The organism is Enterobacter sp. JBIWA003 (assembly GCF_019968825.1).
In the GTDB taxonomy this organism is placed as follows: Bacteria; Pseudomonadota; Gammaproteobacteria; order Enterobacterales; family Enterobacteriaceae; genus Enterobacter; species Enterobacter quasiroggenkampii.
In genome coordinates, this window is record NZ_CP074170.1 from 2,420,497 (window position 1) to 2,440,149 (window position 19,653).

General features: G+C 56.4%; 21 protein-coding genes. 15 read left to right on the forward strand and 6 right to left on the reverse strand.

The features are described from left to right. Position 1: 1 nt before the first annotated feature. A complete protein-coding gene (gene urtE / locus KGP25_RS11600) occupies positions 2–700 on the forward strand; it encodes an urea ABC transporter ATP-binding subunit UrtE (protein WP_223540492.1) in 699 nt (232 codons plus the stop codon). A 52-nt stretch (positions 701–752) separates the two neighbouring features. Further along, complete coding sequence (zinT, locus tag KGP25_RS11605) at positions 753–1,394, forward strand: metal-binding protein ZinT (RefSeq protein WP_223540493.1); 642 nt, start codon at positions 753–755, stop codon at positions 1,392–1,394. Between the two features lie 46 nt (positions 1,395–1,440). On the opposite strand, the gene ydeE is transcribed toward zinT, so the two are convergent. Then, the gene (gene ydeE / locus KGP25_RS11610; RefSeq protein WP_045910532.1) at positions 1,441–2,658 is read right to left on the reverse strand and encodes an efflux MFS transporter YdeE; all 1,218 of its coding nucleotides are present in this window, start codon (positions 2,656–2,658) and stop codon (positions 1,441–1,443) included. A 194-nt stretch (positions 2,659–2,852) separates the two neighbouring features. On the opposite strand from ydeE, the gene eamA reads away from it, so the two are divergent. Continuing rightward, entirely contained in the window at positions 2,853–3,758 is a 906-nt protein-coding gene (gene eamA, locus KGP25_RS11615) for an O-acetylserine/cysteine exporter (protein WP_021242508.1), read from the forward strand. Positions 3,759–3,790: 32 nt separating this feature from the next. Here the strand turns inward: eamA and marB are convergent, their stop codons facing one another. Genes marB through marR form a run of 3 tightly spaced genes read right to left on the reverse strand, consistent with a single transcriptional unit; the run spans position 3,791 to position 4,880 of the window. Next, positions 3,791–4,009: a multiple antibiotic resistance protein MarB gene (gene marB / locus KGP25_RS11620; protein ID WP_008502238.1), complete on the reverse strand. Its 219-nt coding sequence runs from the start codon at positions 4,007–4,009 to the stop codon at positions 3,791–3,793. Positions 4,010–4,042: 33 nt separating this feature from the next. Then, entirely contained in the window at positions 4,043–4,423 is a 381-nt protein-coding gene (gene marA / locus KGP25_RS11625) for an MDR efflux pump AcrAB transcriptional activator MarA (protein WP_008502237.1), read from the reverse strand. 22 nt (positions 4,424–4,445) lie between these two features. Continuing rightward, the gene (gene marR, locus KGP25_RS11630; RefSeq protein ID WP_008502236.1) at positions 4,446–4,880 is read right to left on the reverse strand and encodes a multiple antibiotic resistance transcriptional regulator MarR; all 435 of its coding nucleotides are present in this window, start codon (positions 4,878–4,880) and stop codon (positions 4,446–4,448) included. Positions 4,881–5,135: 255 nt separating this feature from the next. On the opposite strand from marR, the gene KGP25_RS11635 reads away from it, so the two are divergent. Beyond that, on the forward strand, positions 5,136–5,801 hold the full coding sequence (locus KGP25_RS11635; protein WP_032651801.1) for a MarC family NAAT transporter: 666 nt from the start codon (positions 5,136–5,138) through the stop codon (positions 5,799–5,801). A gap of 85 nt (positions 5,802–5,886) precedes the next feature. Here the strand turns inward: KGP25_RS11635 and KGP25_RS11640 are convergent, their stop codons facing one another. Further along, the gene (locus KGP25_RS11640) at positions 5,887–7,083 is read right to left on the reverse strand and encodes a sugar transporter (protein WP_223540495.1); all 1,197 of its coding nucleotides are present in this window, start codon (positions 7,081–7,083) and stop codon (positions 5,887–5,889) included. 177 nt (positions 7,084–7,260) lie between these two features. Between KGP25_RS11640 and KGP25_RS11645 the strand changes: the two genes are divergently transcribed. The 3 genes from KGP25_RS11645 to KGP25_RS11655 all read left to right on the forward strand — a co-directional run bounded on the left by KGP25_RS11645 (position 7,261) and on the right by KGP25_RS11655 (position 9,442). Then, positions 7,261–8,049 carry a PhzF family phenazine biosynthesis protein gene (locus KGP25_RS11645; protein WP_223540496.1) on the forward strand — a complete coding sequence of 263 codons (789 nt, stop codon included), beginning with the start codon at positions 7,261–7,263 and terminating at the stop codon, positions 8,047–8,049. Between the two features lie 27 nt (positions 8,050–8,076). Continuing rightward, positions 8,077–8,868 carry a PhzF family phenazine biosynthesis protein gene (locus KGP25_RS11650; protein ID WP_223540498.1) on the forward strand — a complete coding sequence of 264 codons (792 nt, stop codon included), beginning with the start codon at positions 8,077–8,079 and terminating at the stop codon, positions 8,866–8,868. A 91-nt stretch (positions 8,869–8,959) separates the two neighbouring features. Next, on the forward strand, positions 8,960–9,442 hold the full coding sequence (locus KGP25_RS11655) for a GNAT family N-acetyltransferase (protein WP_048030483.1): 483 nt from the start codon (positions 8,960–8,962) through the stop codon (positions 9,440–9,442). Here the strand turns inward: KGP25_RS11655 and KGP25_RS11660 are convergent. After that, on the reverse strand, positions 9,396–10,274 hold the full coding sequence (locus tag KGP25_RS11660; protein ID WP_223540499.1) for a LysR family transcriptional regulator: 879 nt from the start codon (positions 10,272–10,274) through the stop codon (positions 9,396–9,398). The two genes, KGP25_RS11655 and KGP25_RS11660, sit on opposite strands and share 47 nt — an antisense overlap. 97 nt (positions 10,275–10,371) lie before the next feature. On the opposite strand from KGP25_RS11660, the gene sad reads away from it, so the two are divergent. The 8 genes from sad to KGP25_RS11700 all read left to right on the forward strand — a co-directional run bounded on the left by sad (position 10,372) and on the right by KGP25_RS11700 (position 19,623). Further along, a complete protein-coding gene (gene sad / locus KGP25_RS11665; RefSeq protein WP_223540501.1) occupies positions 10,372–11,760 on the forward strand; it encodes a succinate-semialdehyde dehydrogenase in 1,389 nt (462 codons plus the stop codon). 111 nt (positions 11,761–11,871) lie between these two features. Continuing rightward, positions 11,872–13,461: a methyl-accepting chemotaxis protein gene (locus KGP25_RS11670; protein WP_126533879.1), complete on the forward strand. Its 1,590-nt coding sequence runs from the start codon at positions 11,872–11,874 to the stop codon at positions 13,459–13,461. A gap of 62 nt (positions 13,462–13,523) precedes the next feature. Then, positions 13,524–14,450: a glutaminase B gene (glsB, locus tag KGP25_RS11675; RefSeq protein ID WP_045910537.1), complete on the forward strand. Its 927-nt coding sequence runs from the start codon at positions 13,524–13,526 to the stop codon at positions 14,448–14,450. Beyond that, positions 14,450–14,806 carry a DUF4186 domain-containing protein gene (locus KGP25_RS11680; RefSeq protein WP_021242499.1) on the forward strand — a complete coding sequence of 119 codons (357 nt, stop codon included), beginning with the start codon at positions 14,450–14,452 and terminating at the stop codon, positions 14,804–14,806. The genes glsB and KGP25_RS11680 overlap by 1 nt, the downstream gene beginning before the upstream one ends. Positions 14,807–14,919: 113 nt before the next feature. Continuing rightward, positions 14,920–16,359, forward strand: a complete 1,440-nt coding sequence (locus tag KGP25_RS11685) for a GGDEF domain-containing protein (RefSeq protein WP_223540502.1) — start codon at positions 14,920–14,922, stop codon at positions 16,357–16,359. Positions 16,360–16,478: 119 nt separating this feature from the next. Next, entirely contained in the window at positions 16,479–17,444 is a 966-nt protein-coding gene (locus KGP25_RS11690) for a sensor domain-containing diguanylate cyclase (protein ID WP_048030475.1), read from the forward strand. 82 nt (positions 17,445–17,526) lie between these two features. Continuing rightward, complete coding sequence (locus KGP25_RS11695; protein WP_048030473.1) at positions 17,527–18,054, forward strand: GNAT family N-acetyltransferase; 528 nt, start codon at positions 17,527–17,529, stop codon at positions 18,052–18,054. Between the two features lie 117 nt (positions 18,055–18,171). Beyond that, a complete protein-coding gene (locus KGP25_RS11700; RefSeq protein WP_223540503.1) occupies positions 18,172–19,623 on the forward strand; it encodes a tagaturonate reductase in 1,452 nt (483 codons plus the stop codon). Positions 19,624–19,653: the final 30 nt, after the last annotated feature.

Here is a 19,653-nt window from a genome sequence, read left to right on the forward strand (position 1 = left end):
AATGTTACAGGTCAACGAACTGAATCAGTATTACGGCGGCAGCCATATCCTGCGCGGCGTGAGCTTTGAGGCCGTCACCGGTGAAGTCACCTGTCTGCTGGGTCGCAACGGCGTGGGGAAAACCACGCTGTTGAAGTGTCTGATGGGGCTGATCCCGGCGAAAACCGGGGAGGTCATCTGGCAGGGAAAAACGATCACCCACAGTAAACCGCACCAGCGGGTACAGTCTGGTGTGGCGTATGTCCCGCAGGGACGGGAGATTTTCCCGCGCCTGACCGTGGAGGAGAACCTCCAGATGGGACTGTCGCGATTTTCCGCCCGCGAGGCGAAGCAGGTGCCGGAGGAGATCTGGCACCTGTTCCCGGTGCTCAAAGAGATGAAGCATCGTCGCGGGGGAGATCTCTCCGGCGGGCAACAGCAGCAGCTGGCGATTGGGCGCGCGCTGGCGAGCCGTCCGCAGCTGCTGATCCTGGATGAACCGACCGAAGGCATACAGCCTTCCGTTATTAAAGAGATCGGCCACGTGATCCGCACCCTGGCAAACAGAGGTGACATGGCGATCCTGCTGGTGGAGCAGTTTTACGACTTTGCCGCCGAGCTGGCCGACAGCTATCTGCTGATGTCCCGCGGCACCATTATTCAGCGCGGGCGGGGCGAAAACATGGAGCAGGAGGGCGTGCGCGGCCTGGTTGCGATCTGAAATGTTATAATATAACATTCTCATTCTTATAAAACGGAATGAGGGCGTTACTTTGGCTGCACATATTGGAAAATTTGCCATGACTCTGGGGGCGCTGCTGGTCAGCGGCCAGCTGTTTGCTCACTCGCACGGCCATCAGATGACCGAAGCGGAACAGAAGGCGGCGAACGGCGTGTTTGAGGATAAAGACGTGAAGGACAGAGCGCTGTCTGACTGGGACGGGACCTGGCAGTCGGTCTATCCGTTCCTGCTCGATGGTTCGCTGGATCCGGTCTTTAAACAGAAAGCGCAGAAGGATAAAAGCAAATCCTTTGATGAGGTGAAAGCCTACTACCGCACGGGATATGTGACGGATGTGGATGCCATCGGCATCGAAAATAACGTGATGGAATTCCATCAGGGCAAAGCGGTCAGCCGGTGTCAGTATGATTACAGCGGCTACAAAATTCTGACCTACGCGTCAGGTAAGAAAGGTGTTCGCTATCTGTTTGAGTGTAAGGATGCCGCTAGCAAGGCGCCGAAGTTCGTGCAGTTTAGCGACCATACCATCGGACCGAAGGCCTCGTCTCACTTCCATATCTTCATGGGCAACACTTCTCAGGAGGCGCTGCTGAAAGAGATGGATAACTGGCCGACCTATTACCCGAACGAGATGTATAAAGAGCAGGTGGTGGAGGAGATGTTGCACCACTAGGTTTTTGCTTTTGCCGGGTGGCGGCTTCGCCTTACCCGGCCTACGATTAGGGTTTTGTAGGTCGGGTAAGCGCAGCGCCACCCGACACGCTATCTTCACTTTTCACGCTCATCCCGCGCAAAATCATCAGCCAGGCCATGGCGATGGCGACCATCATGATCACAAACAAGGACCAGTGCGGCAGGTTGGTCAGGATGATACCGGTGATCATCGGGTTTGCCGCCGCGCCGAGCCAGCCCAGCGCCTGCGCGGAGAAATAGCTCGCCTTCATTCCCGGTGGCGCAATGTTGTCGATCAGCATGTATTCACCCGGCGCATAGATAATCTCACCCAGCGTGAAAATGGCGGCAGCGATGCCCCAGTAAACCAGGTTTTCCCCGGAGAGCATAAAGCCGCCCAGTCCCACGATAAAAAACAGGGTGGCAAGGGTCATCAGCGGGCGGATATTGCTGGCTGAGATTTTGCGGCCCAGCGCATATTGCAGCGTCACCACCACGGCAGCGTTGACCGGGAGCACCACGGCCACCACCTTTTCGGCGAAATCACTGTCCGCATGCGCGGCCAGAACGTATTGCGAAATACAGCTCGCGAACGACCCACCCACGTAGGACGCCAGCAGGCCAGAGAGCGTGTACCAGAACAGCGCGCGGTCTTTCAGCAAGACCGACGGCTGCCAGGGCGTTTTCTCCTCTGCGGTATCTAACGCCACGCTTTTTTGCACAAAGAAATGGATAAAGCCCAGCGGCAGGGCGGCGCAGAAGGCTGCCAGCCAGAACGGCAGCTGCAGGCTGTACATCACCAACAGGGTGCCAATCGGCGGGCCGACCGTCCAGCCAATGTTCAGGAAGCTGTAGTTCAGCGAGAAGACCCGCGCCTTCTGGCTGGAGGTCAGTACGTCGGAGAACCAGGCTTTCAGCACCGTCGAAAATACGGAGTAGGCGCAGTTGATCAGCGCAAAGAACAGCACCACCAGCGTGACGTTATTGACCAGCGGGATCGCCACAAAGCCGGCGATAAACGCCACAATCGCGATCAGCATGTAGCGTTTTTTATCAAACTTATCGGCCAGAATGCCAAATCCCAGGCTGAATACCACGCCAATGGTCAGCGCCACGGTCAGTGCATAACCAATATTCTCGACGCTCATGCTGTAGACGCGCGTGAGATAGATGGTCATGAACGGCAGCGTTGCCCCTCTACCGATGGTTAACAACAATGACGATGCCAGCAGCGCTGCGGTTGAGCGCCTGAGAGATGGTTTCATATTCCTGCCCGACAGTTGCTTATGCTTTTATTAGATGTGTGTTAACAGGATTACCATGACATAAGGGGCTTGTATAGCACCTGATTTATCCCTAAGTGCTTCAGCTGCCTGCCAGAAATAATGATCTTCTCGTGATGTACTTTTTTCTGTTACCTTGAAGTGTTAACAAATTATTAATAATTCAGGGGCGGGATATGACGCGGAAAGACGGGCTGCTGGCATTGCTGGTGGTCGTAGTATGGGGGCTCAACTTTGTGGTCATTAAGCTGGGGCTGCATAACATGCCGCCGCTGATGCTGGCCGGTTTACGCTTTATGCTGGTCGCTTTCCCGGCCATCTTTTTTGTGGCGCGTCCAAAGATCCCCTTTAAACTGCTGCTGGGCTACGGTCTGACCATTAGCTTTGGCCAGTTCGCGTTTCTCTTTTGCGCCATCAAGTTCGGTATGCCGGCGGGTCTTGCCTCGCTGGTGTTACAGGCGCAGGCGTTCTTTACCATTATTCTCGGGGCGTTCGTGTTTGGCGAGCGTCTGCAGGGCAAACAGCTGGCGGGGATCACCCTGGCGGTGTTCGGCGTGCTGGTGCTGATCGAGGCCAGCCTGAATGGTCAGCATGTGGCGCTGCTCGGGTTTATGTTGACGCTGGCGGCGGGGCTGAGCTGGGCCTGCGGGAATATCTTCAACAAGCTGATTATGCAGCACGAGGCGCGCCCGGCGGTGATGTCGCTGGTGGTGTGGAGCGCACTGATCCCGGTTATTCCGTTTCTGCTGGCGTCGAGTATTCTGGACGGTCCGGCGGTGATGCTGAACAGTCTGGTCGACATCGATATGACCACGATCCTGTCTCTCGTCTATCTGGCCTTTGTCGCCACCATTGTGGGCTACGGGATCTGGGGATCGCTGCTGGGGCGGTATGAGACCTGGCGCGTCGCGCCGTTATCCCTGCTGGTACCGGTGGTAGGACTTGCCAGTGCGGCGATATTGCTGGATGAAACGCTGAGCGCGCTGCAGCTGTTGGGCGCCGTGCTGATCATGGCCGGGCTGTACATTAACGTGTTTGGTCTGCGGGTTCGTCGGACGACGCGGGTAAGCGAAAAGGCATAAAAAAAGCCCCGCATCTGCGGGGCAAAAACGAATCAGAAGCCGTGCTGATTATAATAAGGCACGCCTAATTCGTCGGATTTGTCGCTACCAGCACCCATGTGGTTGAAATCATAAGGCGACTGGTCATGTGCTGACGGCAAAATCATCGTATCAGGATTATTTTGCTGCGTTGCACGAGGGGTTTGCTCCGCGAAGGTCTGGCTGGAGAACAGCACCAGCAAGGCGAGGGCGGCGGAGGCGATAACTTTCATGATTTCCTCGGTTACGTCTGTTACAGGCGATGATTAACTACAGTGTTTTAACGGATACAGGTATCGGGATTCGCCCGGCACGCTGGTGATTCGGTACTTATGAGGCGGCACGTCAAAATAGTTCTTGAACGTACGCGTCAGGGTTTGCTGTGATTCAAATCCGTAACGCTCCGCCAGATAAAGGATCGGCTCATTGCTTTCTTTCAGTTTCTGGGCAATTTCCGTCAGCTTGCGGCTGCGAATATATTGACCTAATGAATGACCGGTCTCTTTTTTGAACATCCGTTGCAGGTGCCATTTGGAGTAACCCGAACGCTCTGACACTTTTTCAAGGGAGAGCGGCGATTCCAGGTTATCCTCGATCCAGTCCAAAATGCTATGAATGGTGATAGCGTCAGTATTGCGTCTGGACATCGTCATACCTCTTTTTTTCTGTTTACGGCAGGATTTTCTTCAGCAGAAGCTCAAGGGTTGCCACTTCATCTGCCGTTAAGTTTTTTGTTAGTTCCTGATGCAGTGTTTGTCCTACTAATTGATGACATTGCTCGCACATGGCCGCGCCATCGCTGGTTAGCTTCACCAGTACGCCGCGTTTGTCATTCGGGTTAGGGCTTCGTTCTATCCATCCTTTGCAGACGAGACGATCGAGCATGCGGGTTAACGCACCCAGATCGACAGAGAGCACCTTTTTCAGCTCAACCGGCGTGATACACACTTCGCAGCGAATGGAACACAGCACTTTGAACTGTGTTGCGGTGATATCCAGCGGTGACAGGTAGTCATTGAGCAGGCGATCTTTTTTCTGATTGACCATATGAATAAGACGACCCAGCGGAACAACGTCGTTAAAGATATCACTGGTGCTTTTCACAATGGTTGCCCTGGCAAGTAGTTAGTCACGGCAGATATTATTGCTCAGGCAAGTATAAGTCAACTGAATGAATCAGCCGATGCCACGAATTGCTAAAACGTTTCATGAACTTTTTTTGAGGTCTTTCAAATCATAGAGATAACTGACAGTTATCTTTTCTGAAGGAAAATAATCGTTACGTTGCCCCCATGGCTGAATGTCACACTTTCCCCCTATAATTGCTGTGTTAAATATGGATAAGGACGACAACGCACTATGTTGGATTTAATTAAAGCAATCAGCCTTGGGCTGGTGGTCTTGCTGCCGTTGGCTAACCCGTTAACGACGGTGGCGCTTTTCCTCGGGTTGGCAGGGAACATGAACAGCGCAGAGCGCAACCATCAGTCGATGATGGCCTCGGTGTATGTGTTTGCCATCATGATGGTGGCTTATTACGCCGGACAGGTGGTGATGAATACCTTCGGGATTTCCATCCCTGGTCTGCGTATCGCCGGGGGGCTGATTGTGGCCTTTATTGGTTTCCGCATGTTGTTCCCGGCGCAAAAAGCGCATGAGTCGCCGGAAGCGACCAGCAAATCGGAAGAGCTGGAAACCGAACCGAGTGCGAATATCGCCTTTGTGCCGATTGCCATGCCGAGCACGGCGGGGCCGGGGACTATCGCGATGATCATCAGCTCCGCGTCAACGGTGCGTGACAGCGCAACTTTCCCGGACTGGGTACTTACGGTTGCGCCACCGCTGATTTTTGCGATTATCGGTCTTATCGTGTGGGTGTCGCTGCGCAGCTCCGGCGCCATTATGCGCTGGGTAGGTAAGGGCGGTATCGAGGCAATTTCCCGTCTGATGGGCTTCTTACTGGTCTGTATGGGCGTGCAGTTTATTATTAACGGCGTGCTGGAGATTATTAAGACCTATCATTGATGTCTTGCCCGGCGGCGCTTCGCTTGCACGGGCCTACGGGTTTTGTAGGCCGGGTAAGCGCAGCGCCACCCGGCACCAACAACCCTCACCCGTGCTGCCCCTGTTCCTCCAGCGCCACCGGCCACTTACGGAAGATGAGTACCGACCAGATCAGCGCCACCAGGGCCGGAATAGCCCCCAGATAGCCAATCGCCGACATCGACACGTGCAGGATGACCTGATTTCCCACCAGCGCCCCCGCGCCAATGCCCAGATTGAAAATCCCCGAGAACAGCGACATGGCGACGTCCGTCGCATCCGGCGCCAGGGCCAGCACCTTCACCTGCATACCCAGGCCAATAATCATGATCGCCACGCCCCAGAACAGGCTGAGGATCGCCAGATGGCTTTCACTGCCCGCGGCGGGCATCAATAACAGCAGACAGCCCAGCAGCAGGCCGATGGCGCTGCTCACCAGCAGGGAGGCGTGCCGGTTACCCAGCTTGCCAAACAGCACGCTGCCAATAATGCCCGCGCCGCCGAGGATCAGCAGTAAGACGGTGGCAAAGTTGGCGCTAAAGCCCGCCACCACCTGTACAAACGGTTCAATGTAGCTGTACGCCGTGTAGTGTGCCGTCACGACGATGGCGGTCAGCAGGTAGATGCTCAGCAGTGCAGGGCGACGCATCAGCAGCGGCAGGCTTTTCAGCGAGCCGGAATGTTCGCTCGGCAGCGTGGGCAGTAGTTTAATCAGGCATACCAGTGTCACCAGCGCGCCCATCCCAATGGCGAAGAAGGTCGTGCGCCAGCCGAAGTATTGCCCCACGATGCGGCCAATCGGCAGACCCAGCACCATCGCCAGTGCGGTACCGGTAGCAATCAGGCTCAGCGCCTGGGCGCGTTTACCTGCCGGCGCCAGGCGAATCGCCAGCGACGCGGTAATCGACCAGAACACCGCATGGGCAAAGGCGATGCCGATTCGGCTCATGACCAGCACCGTAAAATTCCACGCCATAAACGACAGCACATGGCTCGCAATGAACAAGACAAACAGACCGATCAGCAGCTTGCGCCGCTCCATCTGGCTGGTCAGCAGCATAAACGGCAAAGACATCAGCGCCACCACCCAGGCGTAGATGGTCAACATAATGCCCACCTGCGCCGTTTCCATCTGGAAACTGTCAGCGATGTCAGACAACAGCCCAACCGGCACAAATTCTGTGGTATTAAAAATAAACGCGGCAACTGCCAGCGTGACCACGCGTAGCCACGCGACCCTGCGGGAAACTGTGTTCGTTGTCATAGGGATGTCTGAGATTCGTTGCTGAAAAGAAGAGGAGACGATCTTAAAACGTCGAACGGCGAAAACTCAACCATTATGTGACGCAGATCTCAATATTTACCTTATGAAAGCGGTAGCCGGGGACGCTGTTTTCATTGAATATAAAAGAACAACACAATAAAAACAGGCGGTAAGACAATGCAGGAGATTGATTTTTATCTGGTCGATGCGTTCAGCGATACCACGTTTGGCGGTAATCCGGCCGCCGTGTGCCCGCTGAAAGCATGGTTACCCGATGAGATCTTGTTGAAGATGGCGCAGCAGCATAATCAGTCGGAAACGGCGTATTTCGTCTGCAGCAAAGGGGGCATTGAGCTACGCTGGTTTACCACGCTTAGCGAAGTCAATCTCTGCGGTCACGCTACGCTTGCGGCGGCGCACGTACTGTTTACCGAGCTGGATTACCCGGACGCGCGGATCCACTTTGATACCGCCTCTGGCCGCCTGACGGTCACCCGGGAGGGGGACTGGATGACGCTGGACTTCCCGGCATGTCCAACCCATGAAGAGACGCCCCCGCCGGAAATGCTTTCGGCGCTGGGTATCAGCCGCTACGTTGAAGCCCGTAAAGGGCGCGCCTGGCTGATCGTGCTGGAAAATCGCCAGCAGGTCGAGGCCCTCGCGCCACACTTTTCGGCGATGACGCCAGGCGAGCATAAGGTGAGCGTGACGGCGCGCGGTGAGGGGGAATACGATTTTGTCAGCCGCTTTTTCTCCCCCGGCGTTTCCTTACCGGAAGATCCGGTCACCGGCTCCGCGCACACCATGCTAATTCCCTGGTGGAGCGAAAAATTGGGGAAAACAGCCATGCTTGCCCGTCAGGTTTCCGCGCGCGGCGGCGACGTGCGCTGTGAACTGAAAGGCTCGCGTGTGCTGATGAGCGGACAGGCTTCACTTTATCTGAAAGGCACAGTTTTTCTGCGCTAAATACCCATAACAAGAGAGGAAGAGACAATGCAGGAAATTGATTTTTATCTGGTGGATGCCTTCAGCGACAAAACCTTTGGCGGCAACGCGGCAGCGGTATGTCCTCTGGAAGAGTGGCTGCCGGACGAGACGCTGCTCAAAATGGCGCAGCAGCATAACCAGTCTGAGACCGCCTTTTTCGTCCGTACCGACGGTGGGTTTGAGCTGCGCTGGTTTACCACGCTGGATGAAATTAACCTGTGCGGCCATGCCACGCTTGCCGCATCGCATGTTATTTTCGAATACCTTGACTATCCGCACACTGAAATCACCTTCACCACGCGCTTCGTGGGCGAGCTGACGGTTAAACGCAGCGGCGACTGGCTGACGCTGAACTTCCCCGCGTGGTCAACGGAGGTGGTCGAGAACCCACCTGCGCTGTTGTTTAGCGGCCTGGGCATCACAGCGGCAAAAGAGGTGCGCGTTGGTCGTGATTACCTGGTGGTGCTGGAGAGCCAGCAGCAGGTAGAAGCGTTAACGCCGGATATTGGGGCAATGCTTCCGCTGGATAAAATGATCTGCGTGACGGCGCCGGGCGATAAATATGACTTCGTCAGCCGCTTTTTCTGCCCGGGCGAAGGGGTGCCCGAAGATCCGGTTACCGGATCTGCCCACAGCATGCTGATCCCTTACTGGAGCGAAAAGCTGGGTAAAACGTCACTTTATGCCCACCAGGGGGCGCACCGTGGCGGGGATCTGCGCTGCGAGCTGAAGGGCGACCGCGTACTGATCGGCGGTCAGGCCACCCTGTATCTGAAAGGGCGTGTTTTTTTGCGCTAACAGGGCGGAGCGATAAGTTAATACTATGAAGCACCCTGGCAGGCCTGCGCTATGTTGAAATTTAGCCTCATAAAAAAGCAAGGAGCCTGCCATGTATTCCATTACCTCTGAATCTGCACGTCACCCGGACATTCTTAGCCTGATCGCGGCGCTTGACCGCTATCAGAGCGAACTCTATCCCGCTGAAAGTAATCATCTGCTCGATCTGGCTGCGCTGCCGGAAGCCTCGCTGATCCTGATGATCATTCGCGACCAGCAGCTTCAGGCCGTTGGCTGTGGCGCTATCGTGCTCAACGGCGACGGTACGGGCGAGATGAAGCGGGTCTATATTGATCCGGCCCATCGTGGCCAGCATCTGGGAGAGATGCTGCTGGCCGCCCTGGAAGATGAAGCTCTGAGCCGTCATTGCCATACGGTACGGCTGGAGACGGGCATCAAGCAGCATGCCGCGGTGCGTCTTTATGAACAGTGCGGATACGATTTGCGTCCGGCGTTTGCCCCGTACGTTGACGATCCGCTCAGCCTGTTTATGGAGAAGGCGCTGGTTGAAGACGTTCGTTTAGCAGCGCTATAAAGGCCTCCAGCTGGCGGGTCATCGCCCCGCGTCGCCACACCAGCCAGGTGGTGAGCCAGCGCCAGTTTTCTGCCAGCGGCCAGGCTTCCACCTGATGATGCCCAGGCATACTCTCCAGCATCGAGCGCGGCATCAGCGCGATGCCCGCGCCCGCAATAACGCAGGCGAGCATGCCGTGATAGGACTCCATCTCATGAATGCGGCCGGGCGCGGCGCGGTCAGCGTGAAACCAGCTCTCCAGGTGTCGGCGATACGAGCAGTTGGCGCGAAAGGCATACACGTCGCTGCCGCTGACCTGCGCGGCGCGCGTCACCTCCACATGCCCGGCAGGCGTGACCAGCATCATCTCTTCCCGGTAGACCGGTATTCCTTCCAGCTCCGGGTGCGACAGCGGCCCGTCGACGAAGGCGGCGCTCAGGGTTCCCTCCAGTACGCCATCAATCATCGTCCCGGATGGCCCGGTCGAAAGGGCAAACTGAATGCGCGGATAGCGCTGGTTAAACTGTGCCAGCGTTTCCGGAATGCGCACGGCGGCGGTACTTTCCAGCGCGCCGAGGGCAAATAACCCCTGCGGCTCATCCCCCGCGACAACCATGCGCGCTTCATCTACCAGCGCGAGGATCTGCTTGCTGTAGCGCAGGAAGTTATGCCCGGCCGGGGATAAACGCAAACGCTGGTTCTCACGAATAAACAGCTCAACGCCCAGATCGGCTTCCAGCTGGCGGATGCGGGTCGTCAGGTTAGACGGCACGCGATGCACCTTTTGCGCCGCCTGGGTGATACTGCCCGTCAGCGCGACGGCGTTAAACATCTCAAGCTGGGTTAGATCCATAATGTTCTCGTTTCGTGAATAAGGTGGTCAGTATTATTCATTTTTAAGAAATAGCAGAGTGGGCCACAATTAATCAACCGAAAACGTGGAGAACACCATGACTTATTCCTCTGCAACACATGCCTTCTCTGTCAACCCGGCCACGGGTGAAACCCTCGCCGCGTATCCGTGGGCGACGCCGGAACAGGTTGAACGCGCGATTTCTCAGTCCGACGCAGGCTATCGCCAGTGGCGTCGCGAAAGCGTCTCCCACCGGGCGCAAAAGCTGCGCGATCTTGGTGCCGCGCTGCGTCATCGCGCTGAAGAGATGGCGCAGACGATCTCCCGTGAAATGGGCAAACCCATTCAGCAGGCGCGGGCGGAAGTGGCGAAATCCGCTGGCCTGTGCGACTGGTACGCCGAGCACGGCCCGGCGATGCTGCGTGCGGAACCCACGCAGGTGGAAAACCAGAACGCGGTTATTGAATACCGTCCGCTGGGGCCGATCCTCGCGGTAATGCCGTGGAACTTCCCGCTCTGGCAGGTGCTGCGCGGCGCGGTGCCGATTATGTTGGCAGGGAACAGCTATCTGCTCAAACACGCGCCCAACGTGCTCGGCTCGGCGGATCTTATCGCGCAGATTTTTGCGGATGCGGGTTTCCCTGAAGGCGTGTTCGGCTGGGTGAACGCCACCAACGACGGCGTCAGCCAGGCGATTAACGATCGTCGTATTGCGGCGGTGACCGTCACCGGCAGCGTGCGTGCCGGGGCAGCCATTGGTGCTCAGGCGGGGGCCGCGCTGAAGAAATGCGTTCTTGAACTGGGCGGCTCAGACCCGTTCATCGTTCTCAACGATGCCGACCTGGATCTTGCCGTGAAGGCGGCGGTAGCAGGCCGCTACCAGAATACCGGACAGGTGTGCGCGGCGGCCAAACGCTTCATTGTGGAAGAAGGTATTGCGGGCACCTTTACCCAACGCTTTGTCGATGCGGTTGCGGCCCTGAAGCTGGGTGCGCCGGACCAGGAAGAAAACTATCTGGGCCCGATGGCGCGTTTTGATCTGCGCGATGAACTGCATCAGCAGGTGCAGGCGACGCTGGCAGAAGGGGCAACGTTGCTGCTGGGCGGTGAGAAAATCAGCGGCGAGGGGAATTATTATGCGCCAACCGTGCTGGCGAATGTCACCCCGTCGATGACGGCGTTCCGTCAGGAGCTGTTTGGACCGGTCGCGGCCATTACGGTCGCGAAAGATGCGGAGCACGCCCTGATGCTGGCCAACGACAGCGATTTTGGTCTGTCAGCCACGGTCTTTACCGCCAGTGATGCGCTGGCAGAGACCTTCTCCCGCGAGCTGGAGTGCGGTGGGGTGTTTATCAACGGCTTTAGCGCCAGCGATGCGCGCGTAGCCTTTGGCGGCGTGAAGAAAAGCGGCTTTGGCCGCGAGCTTTCCCACTTTGGCTTGCACGAGTTCTGTAATGCGCAGACGGTGTGGAAGGATCGCGTGTAATCTTGAATTTCGGCCCTCATCGCGAGGGCCGTTGTCACTATTCTGCAATGGTTCTGTCATTTTCATTTCGTAGACTCGCTCGCGTCTAACGCCTTGTAAATGAAGCTAATTATGAACCTAACGCAAATTTTCCGCCGTATTGCGCAGCGTCTCACCCCCCGTCACTTTGGCCTGCTGACGGGTATCTTTTGCATCATTGGCCTTTTCTCCGCGCTGCAGCTCTCCTCGTCACTCCTGCTTAATGCCTCCCTGAACGAAGCCCAGCGCAACGAGCAGCACAACCTGCTGGCCTGGCAGCAGCAGAGCAAGCTGGATTTGGCTCGCGTCTCTCTGCTGGCCGCAAGCGATCTCCTCAACCGCTCCGGCGTCTGGTTTATGCAGGATAAAGAGACCGGCTCCGACGGAAGCTGGCATAGCCTGATGGATGACGCGCAAAAGGCGCTGACGGTTTCGCAGCAGGCATGGAAGGCCTGGCTGGCGCTGAATCCGCCGAAAGACGACGCGCTGGTGAACAGCTATCAACTTTTCTACGGTGCGATCAAAGAGCAGGCGGAAGGTCTGGTTAAAACCAACACCATCGACGCTTTTTTTGCCGTCCCGGCGCAGGCGTTTCAGACGGATTTTAACGACAACTATGCGCGCTATCAGCAGGCAAGCGAGAAGCAGGCGATGCAGGGGCGTCAGAGCCTCATGGCGCAGCTCTCCGACCTGCAAACGTTATTCCTGTTTGCGCCGGTGCTGTTAGTCGCCATCGCCGCTGTCGTCTGGTTCGGTATGTCCCGATGGGTGATTACACCGCTGCGTCGGCTCATCGCGCATATCAACCGGCTGGCAGCAGGGGATCTCTCCGGCACGCCGCCGAACGTTATGCGTTTCAATCGCGAGATTGGGCAGCTTAGTGACAGTATTGCCACGATGCAGCTTGGCCTGCAGCAACTGGTGACGCAGGTCAGCCATGCCACGGCGACCATGGTGGAGAACATTGATGCCCTGGCACAGGGTAACCAGAAGCTGTATCAGCAGTCGGCACGTCAGGCGAAAGAGCTTGAGGATGTGACGGCGCATATCGCGGCGCTGGAAAGCCACGTTGAAGGCAATACCGGGTATGCCAGACTCGCCAGCGCCCGGGCCGATGAAGCGCGCCAGGCAGCCGTGGGGGGAGACCAGATGATGTCGACCGTAAACGCGTCGATGCAGGCGATCGTCGAGCGATCGTCCGAGATGCGCGGGATCGTGGCGATGATCGACAGCGTGGCGTTTCAGACGAACATCCTGGCGCTGAATGCCGCTATTGAGGCGGCCCATGCCGGAAATCAGGGGCGCGGATTTGCCGTCGTTGCCCGGGAGGTTGGGCTGCTGGCCAGAAAGAGCAGCCACTCGACGCAGACCATTCAGGAGCTGATCAACCGCTCGGTGCAGGGGATTGAAGACGGTTCTCGTGCCGTCACCCTGATGGAAGAGAATCTGCAGCAGGTCACCGGTCTGGTGGGCAATTTAAGCAGTTTGCTTAATGAGATCTCCACCGCCACGCTCAGTCAGGGAGACAGTATTCACCAGATGACGCGTCAGCTTCAGGCGCTGAACCAGGTCTCCCGTCAGACGGATTTGCTGGTCTCTGACGCCTCGGATGCTTCTGAACGTCTGCAAAAGCAATCCGATCTTTTATTGCAGGCCGTTTCGCGTTTTCGTCTTAGCGCCTGACGCAATACATAAGCCTCTGTTATACTCGCAGCCCGTTTTAGCCTGAGGGCAAGGAGCAAAGTGTGGCTGCGGTCATCCATAATGAGATGTTGGACGAGATTCTGGCGCAGGTTCGTCCGTTAATTGGAAAGGGGAAGGTTGCCGACTATATTCCGGCCCTTGCCTCGGTCAGCGGGAATAAGCTGGGCATTGCTATCTGTACCATCGACGGACAGCGATACCAGGCAGGGGATGCAACAGAACGTTTTTCCATTCAGTCCATTTCGAAAGTGCTCAGTCTGGTTGCGGCGATGCGCCAGTATGAAGAAGACGAGATCTGGCAGCGGGTGGGCAAAGATCCGTCCGGCCAGCCTTTTAACTCGCTGCTTCAGCTCGAGATAGAACAGGGTAAACCGCGAAATCCCTTTATCAACGCCGGGGCGCTGGTGGTCTGCGATATGCTGCAAAGCCGCCTCAGCGCGCCGCGTCAGCGTATGCTGGAGATCGTGCGCCAGCTTTCGGGCGTCGACGACATTGCCTACGATCCGGTGGTGGCCCGCTCGGAATTCGAACATTCCGCCCGTAACGCGGCCATCGCGTGGCTGATGAAATCCTTCGGCAATTTCCATAACGACGTGGCGACCGTCCTGCAAAACTACTTCCATTACTGCGCCCTGAAGATGAGCTGCGTTGAGCTGGCTCAGACGTTCCTGTTCCTGGCGCATCAGGGGCACGCGCCGCATCTCGATCAGGAGGTGGTTTCACCTCTGCAGGCACGCCAGGTTAACGCGCTGATGGCGACCAGCGGGATGTATCAAAACGCCGGCGAGTTTGCCTGGCGCGTTGGTCTCCCGGCTAAATCAGGCGTCGGTGGCGGAGTCGTGGCGATTGTGCCGCATGAAATGGCGATTGCGGTCTGGAGCCCGGAGCTGGATGAAACCGGAAATTCGCTTGCCGGTGTGGCGGTTCTGGAGAAACTGACCCAGCGTATGGGACGTTCAGTCTACTGATGTCTGACCTGGATCCTCTTTTTTCCCGTCTGGCGCGATCGACGTTTCGCTCGCGCTTTCGCTTAGGCGATAAGGAACGGCAGTACTGCTGGGACAAAGGCCCGGATACCATTGACCAGCATGCCGCGGATTTTGTCGAAAAGCGTCTTGCCCCTGCACAACCTGCAAACGACGGGAAACAGACGCCCATGCGCGGTCACCCGGTGTTTATCGCCCAGCATGCTACCGCCACCTGTTGTCGGGGCTGCCTGGCAAAATGGCATAATATTCCACACGGTGTTCAGCTCACCGCGCAGCAGCAGCAGTATATCGTCAGCGTTATTCACCACTGGCTGGTACTGCAGATGAACGCCTAAATTTGACGAGTTATGATCCCGCTGTATTTGTGTTATAGATGCATCTTAAGTGAGCTTCGATCGTGCTGACGACCGCAATAATTGCCATAAGCTTTCATATGGAATGATATTTAATGCGTTCTGCTCTTACCGCTTTCAGACCTTTCCAGCCTGACACGCCGCTGCGAAATGCATCGACGATCTTTATCCTCACCACCTTGTTCTATTTTGTGGGCGCGGAATTACGTCTCGTGGAGGCCTTGTCGCTGTTCTGGCCACTCAATGGCGTGATGGCAGGGATCTTTGCCCGTTATGTTTTCCTGAATCGCCTGCATTACTATGCGGTATCCTATGTCGCGATGCTGTTGTACGACGCGGTCACGACCAGCTGGGGGATGGCCTCCGTGGTGATCAACCTGTCTAACATGGTCTTTATCGTCGTTGTGGCCGTGCTGGTTCAGCGTGATAAGCGGCTGATGAAGAAAACCCCCGATCCGCTCAACGCATTACGCCTGTTCAACTACTGTCTGATCGCCGCGCTGCTGTGCGCGTTGCTCGGCGCGGTAGGTTCGGTCGGAATTGACAGTCATACGTTCTGGCCGTTGTTCGCCGACTGGTTTAGCGAGCAGTTCTCAACCGGCGTGCTTGTTGTGCCGTGTATGCTTACGCTGGGCATGCCCGTGCGCGAATTCAGGTTGCCTCTGGAGCAACTGTTACCGGTTATTGCGCTGATTGTCTCGGTGGTCGCGTCGGTGGTGATCGGCGGAGCGGGGAGCCTCTCTTTTCCTCTGCCTGCGCTTATCTGGTGTGCGGTACGCTACCCATTGCCTGTGACCTGCTTGCTGACGTTTGTCACGGGCGCCATTGAAATTATTCTGGTCGCCAACTCGGTGATTAATATTGCCGTGGCGACGCCGTTTACCACCCCAATGATGTTTTCTGCCCGGCTGGGTATTGCCACGATGGCGATCTGTCCGGTGATGGTCTCCGTCAGCATGGCTGCCATTAATTCCCTGATCCGTCAGGTTTCTCTGCGGGCGGATTATGACTTCTTAACGCATGTTTACTCGCGTTCCGGGCTTTATGAGGCGTTAAAACACGAAGAGACGCACCGGCACTCGCGTTTTCTGACCGTCATGCTGCTGGATATCGATTACTTTAAAAGCATTAATGATAACTATGGTCACGAGTGTGGTGACCGCGTGCTGGCGTCATTTGCCCGGCAGGTTCAACAGGTTGTCGGCGAAGACGGCATGGTTGCGCGAATGGGCGGGGAAGAGTTCGCGGTGGTGGTAAACTCTGGTAATGCGCAAAACGGTTATGAACTGGCGGAGCGTATCAGAACCACCGTCGCCAGCCATCCTTTCACGTGGCGCCACCAGACGCTCTACCTGACGGTCAGTATTGGCCTCGGAAGCGGAAAGTCTGAGTCATGGCAGTTGACCGAGGTCTTCAACACGTTGATGGCCGAAGCGGACGATCATCTTTATCGTTCAAAAAAAGCGGGTCGAAATCGTACCAGTGCCCGGATGTCGGACGAGCAGCTTGCCGCGACCTCCGGGAGTGAAATATAGCTGCGTTAATCGTCATAAGGCATTGACGTGAATAGCAAGCGGCTTAACAGGATGTTCGAACACTGACAATGTCTCTGTTTAAGCTACGCTTTTAGTAACGCTTTACGTCAGGAGACATTATGAAAGCACCTGCAACCCCTGAAAATGAAACAGACAGACTGAACTCGCTGCGCGAATCCGGTTTGCTTGAGATAGACAGCTCCCCGGCGTTTGACCGGTTAACACGTCTGGCAAAGCGCTTCTTCCAGGTGCCGCTGGCGATGGTCAATCTGATTGATGAGCATTCACTTATTGTGAAGTCGGCCGACGGGCAGGCACCCAATTCCGTACCGCGTAACATTTCGTTTTGTGGCCATACGATCCTCACCGAAGCACCACTGGTGGTGGGAGACATGCTGCAGGACGATCGTTTTGCGGATAATCCGCTGGTGGCCGGTGAACCTCGCGTGCGTTTTTACGCGGGCTTCCCGCTGCGCCTGCGTGATGGCGCGAGCGTGGGCTCGCTCTGCCTGATTGACTACGCGCCCAGGGAGTTTTCAGCGGCCGATCTCGCCGTGCTGGGGGATCTTGGCGCGCTGGCTGAAGATGAGTTTGCCGCTATCAGCGCGGCGACAACGGATGAATTAACGGGTCTATTCAACCGTCGGGGCTTTAATCAGCTGGTGCGGTTCACGCTTTCCGTTGCCCGACGCCGGGCTGAGCCGCTCACGCTCGGCTGGCTGGATCTGGATCGCTTTAAGGAAATCAACGATCGCTACGGGCATGAAGAGGGCGATAAGGCGCTGAAAGCCATGGCGCAACTGATGCGTGCTTCTTTCCGTGAAGCGGATCTGCTGGTGCGTTTTGGCGGGGATGAGTTCGCGGTGCTGTTCGCGGATACCGACGAGCAGGGTGCCTGGATTGCCATGCAGTATCTCGCTGAGCAGGTGGAACACTATAACGCCCGCAAGCTGCATCCCTGGTCGCTTCATTTCTCATGGGGGCTTAGCGAATTCGATCATAACGGCAACGACCTGCAGCAGTGGTTAAAAGATGCCGATGAAAAGATGTACGCCATGAAACAGCAGCGCCAGCGCGCCCGGTGACATAACAAAAGCCTATGTCCGATCTGCTTGCGTTAATAAGTTGTTAAATACAAAGTGAGTGTATTCAACGTAAGGAAAAACAATGAATACCTCACTGCAAATCAAAAATCTCACCCGGGAAGAGATCCTCACCCATCTTGATGCGCTGGCCGGGATCCTCGAAAACTGCGTAAACGGCGGGGCATCCGTCAGCTTTATGCTTCCTTATGGCCTGGATAAGGCCCGTATTTTCTGGCGCGGTATTGCCGAAAGCGTCGCGCGTGGCGAGCGGCTGGTGCTTGCCTGCGTCGATGCGCAGGACGGCGTCATCGGAACGGTGCAGCTGATCACAGATCAGCCGGAAAACCAGCCGCATCGCGCCGATGTGGCGAAGCTGCTGGTTCACGAGAAAGCGCGCCGGAAAGGGGCCGCGATGGCATTGATGGAAGCGCTGGAAGCTGAGGCCAGAGCCAGAGAGATTTCGGTGCTGGTGCTCGATACCTCCACCGGCAGCGGGGCCGAGACTTTCTACCAGCGTGCCGGCTGGCAAAAGGTTGGTGAAATCCCGCGCTATGCCCTGATGCCGGACGGTGCCATGACATCCACGTCCGTGTTTTATAAGTTCTTATAATTTTTCTGCACAACTACGCGACGTATTGATCAAAACAGGGTTTCTGGTCGTTAAGTTTTGATAAGTTATCGTACCAATCTTATCAGGCTGTATGACTAATCATAAAAGGAACCTCTTGTGAACACGCTCAACCGTCGCGATTTTCCCGGTGCTCTGTATCCCGAACGCATCATTCAGTTTGGTGAAGGCAACTTCCTGCGCGCGTTTGTCGACTGGCAAATTGACCTGTTAAACGAACATACCGATCTTAACGCCGGCGTAGTTATCGTCCGTCCGATTCAGAGCGACTTCCCGCCGTCACTGAATACGCAGGACGGTCTCTATACCACGCTCATTCGTGGTCTGAATGAGAAGGGTGAGGCGGTTACCGCGAGCCGGCTTATCCGCTCCGTTAACCGGGAAATCGACGTCTACAATCAGTATGATGCGTTCCTGAAGCTGGCACACAATCCGTATATGCGCTTTGTTTTCTCGAATACCACCGAAGCGGGTATCAGCTACCACGAGGGTGACCGGTTCGACGATGCCCCTGCGGTGAGCTATCCGGCGAAGCTGACGCGTCTGCTGTTTGAGCGCTTTAGCCACTTCAACGGTGCGGCTGACAAGGGCTGGATCATCATTCCCTGCGAGTTGATTGACTACAACGGTGACGCACTGCGTGAACTCGTCTTGCGCTATGCGCAGGAGTGGGCGCTGCCCGCCGCCTTTATTCAGTGGCTCAATGACGCCAACAGCTTCTGCTCGACGCTGGTTGACCGTATCGTGACGGGTTATCCACGTGACGAAGCGGCTGCGCTTGAAGCTGAGCTGGGTTATCACGATGGGTTCCTGGACACGGCCGAACACTTCTATCTGTTTGTTATTCAGGGACCTGCATCCCTTGCCCGCGAACTTCGTCTGGATAAGTACCCGCTAAATGTACGGATTGTCGACGACATCAGGCCCTACAAAGAACGCAAGGTTGCCATTCTGAACGGGGCGCATACGGCGCTGGTGCCGGTCGCCTTCCAGGCCGGGCTGGATACGGTAGGCGAGGCGATGAATGATGCGGAGATCTGCGCGTTCGTCGAAAAAGCAATTTATCAGGAGATCATTCCGGTCCTCGATTTGCCGCGTAACGAGCTGGAATCTTTCGCCAGTGCGGTGACTGGGCGTTTTCGTAACCCTTACATCAGACACCAGCTGCTATCCATTGCGCTTAACGGTATGACCAAATACCGTACCCGCATCCTGCCGCAGCTGCTGGCAGGGCAGAAGGCAACGGGGCAATTACCGGCACGTCTGACGTTTGCCTTAGCCGCGTTGATCGCGTTCTACCGCGCGGAGCGTGACGGGGAGAGCTATCCGGTGCAGGATGATGCGTGCTGGCTGGAACGCTATCAGCAGCTCTGGGCACAGCACCGCGATCGGCAGTTGAGCTCCCGTGAGCTGGTACAGTCCGTACTCAGCGCACGCGAACACTGGGAGCAGGACTTGACGCAGGTGAGTGGGCTTGTCGACCAGGTCACGCTGGACCTGGATGCCATTCTGCTGAAGGGCATGCGCGCTGCGGTTAAACCGCTTTGCTAATGCGTTCACCCGGCTTCGGCCGGGTTTGAA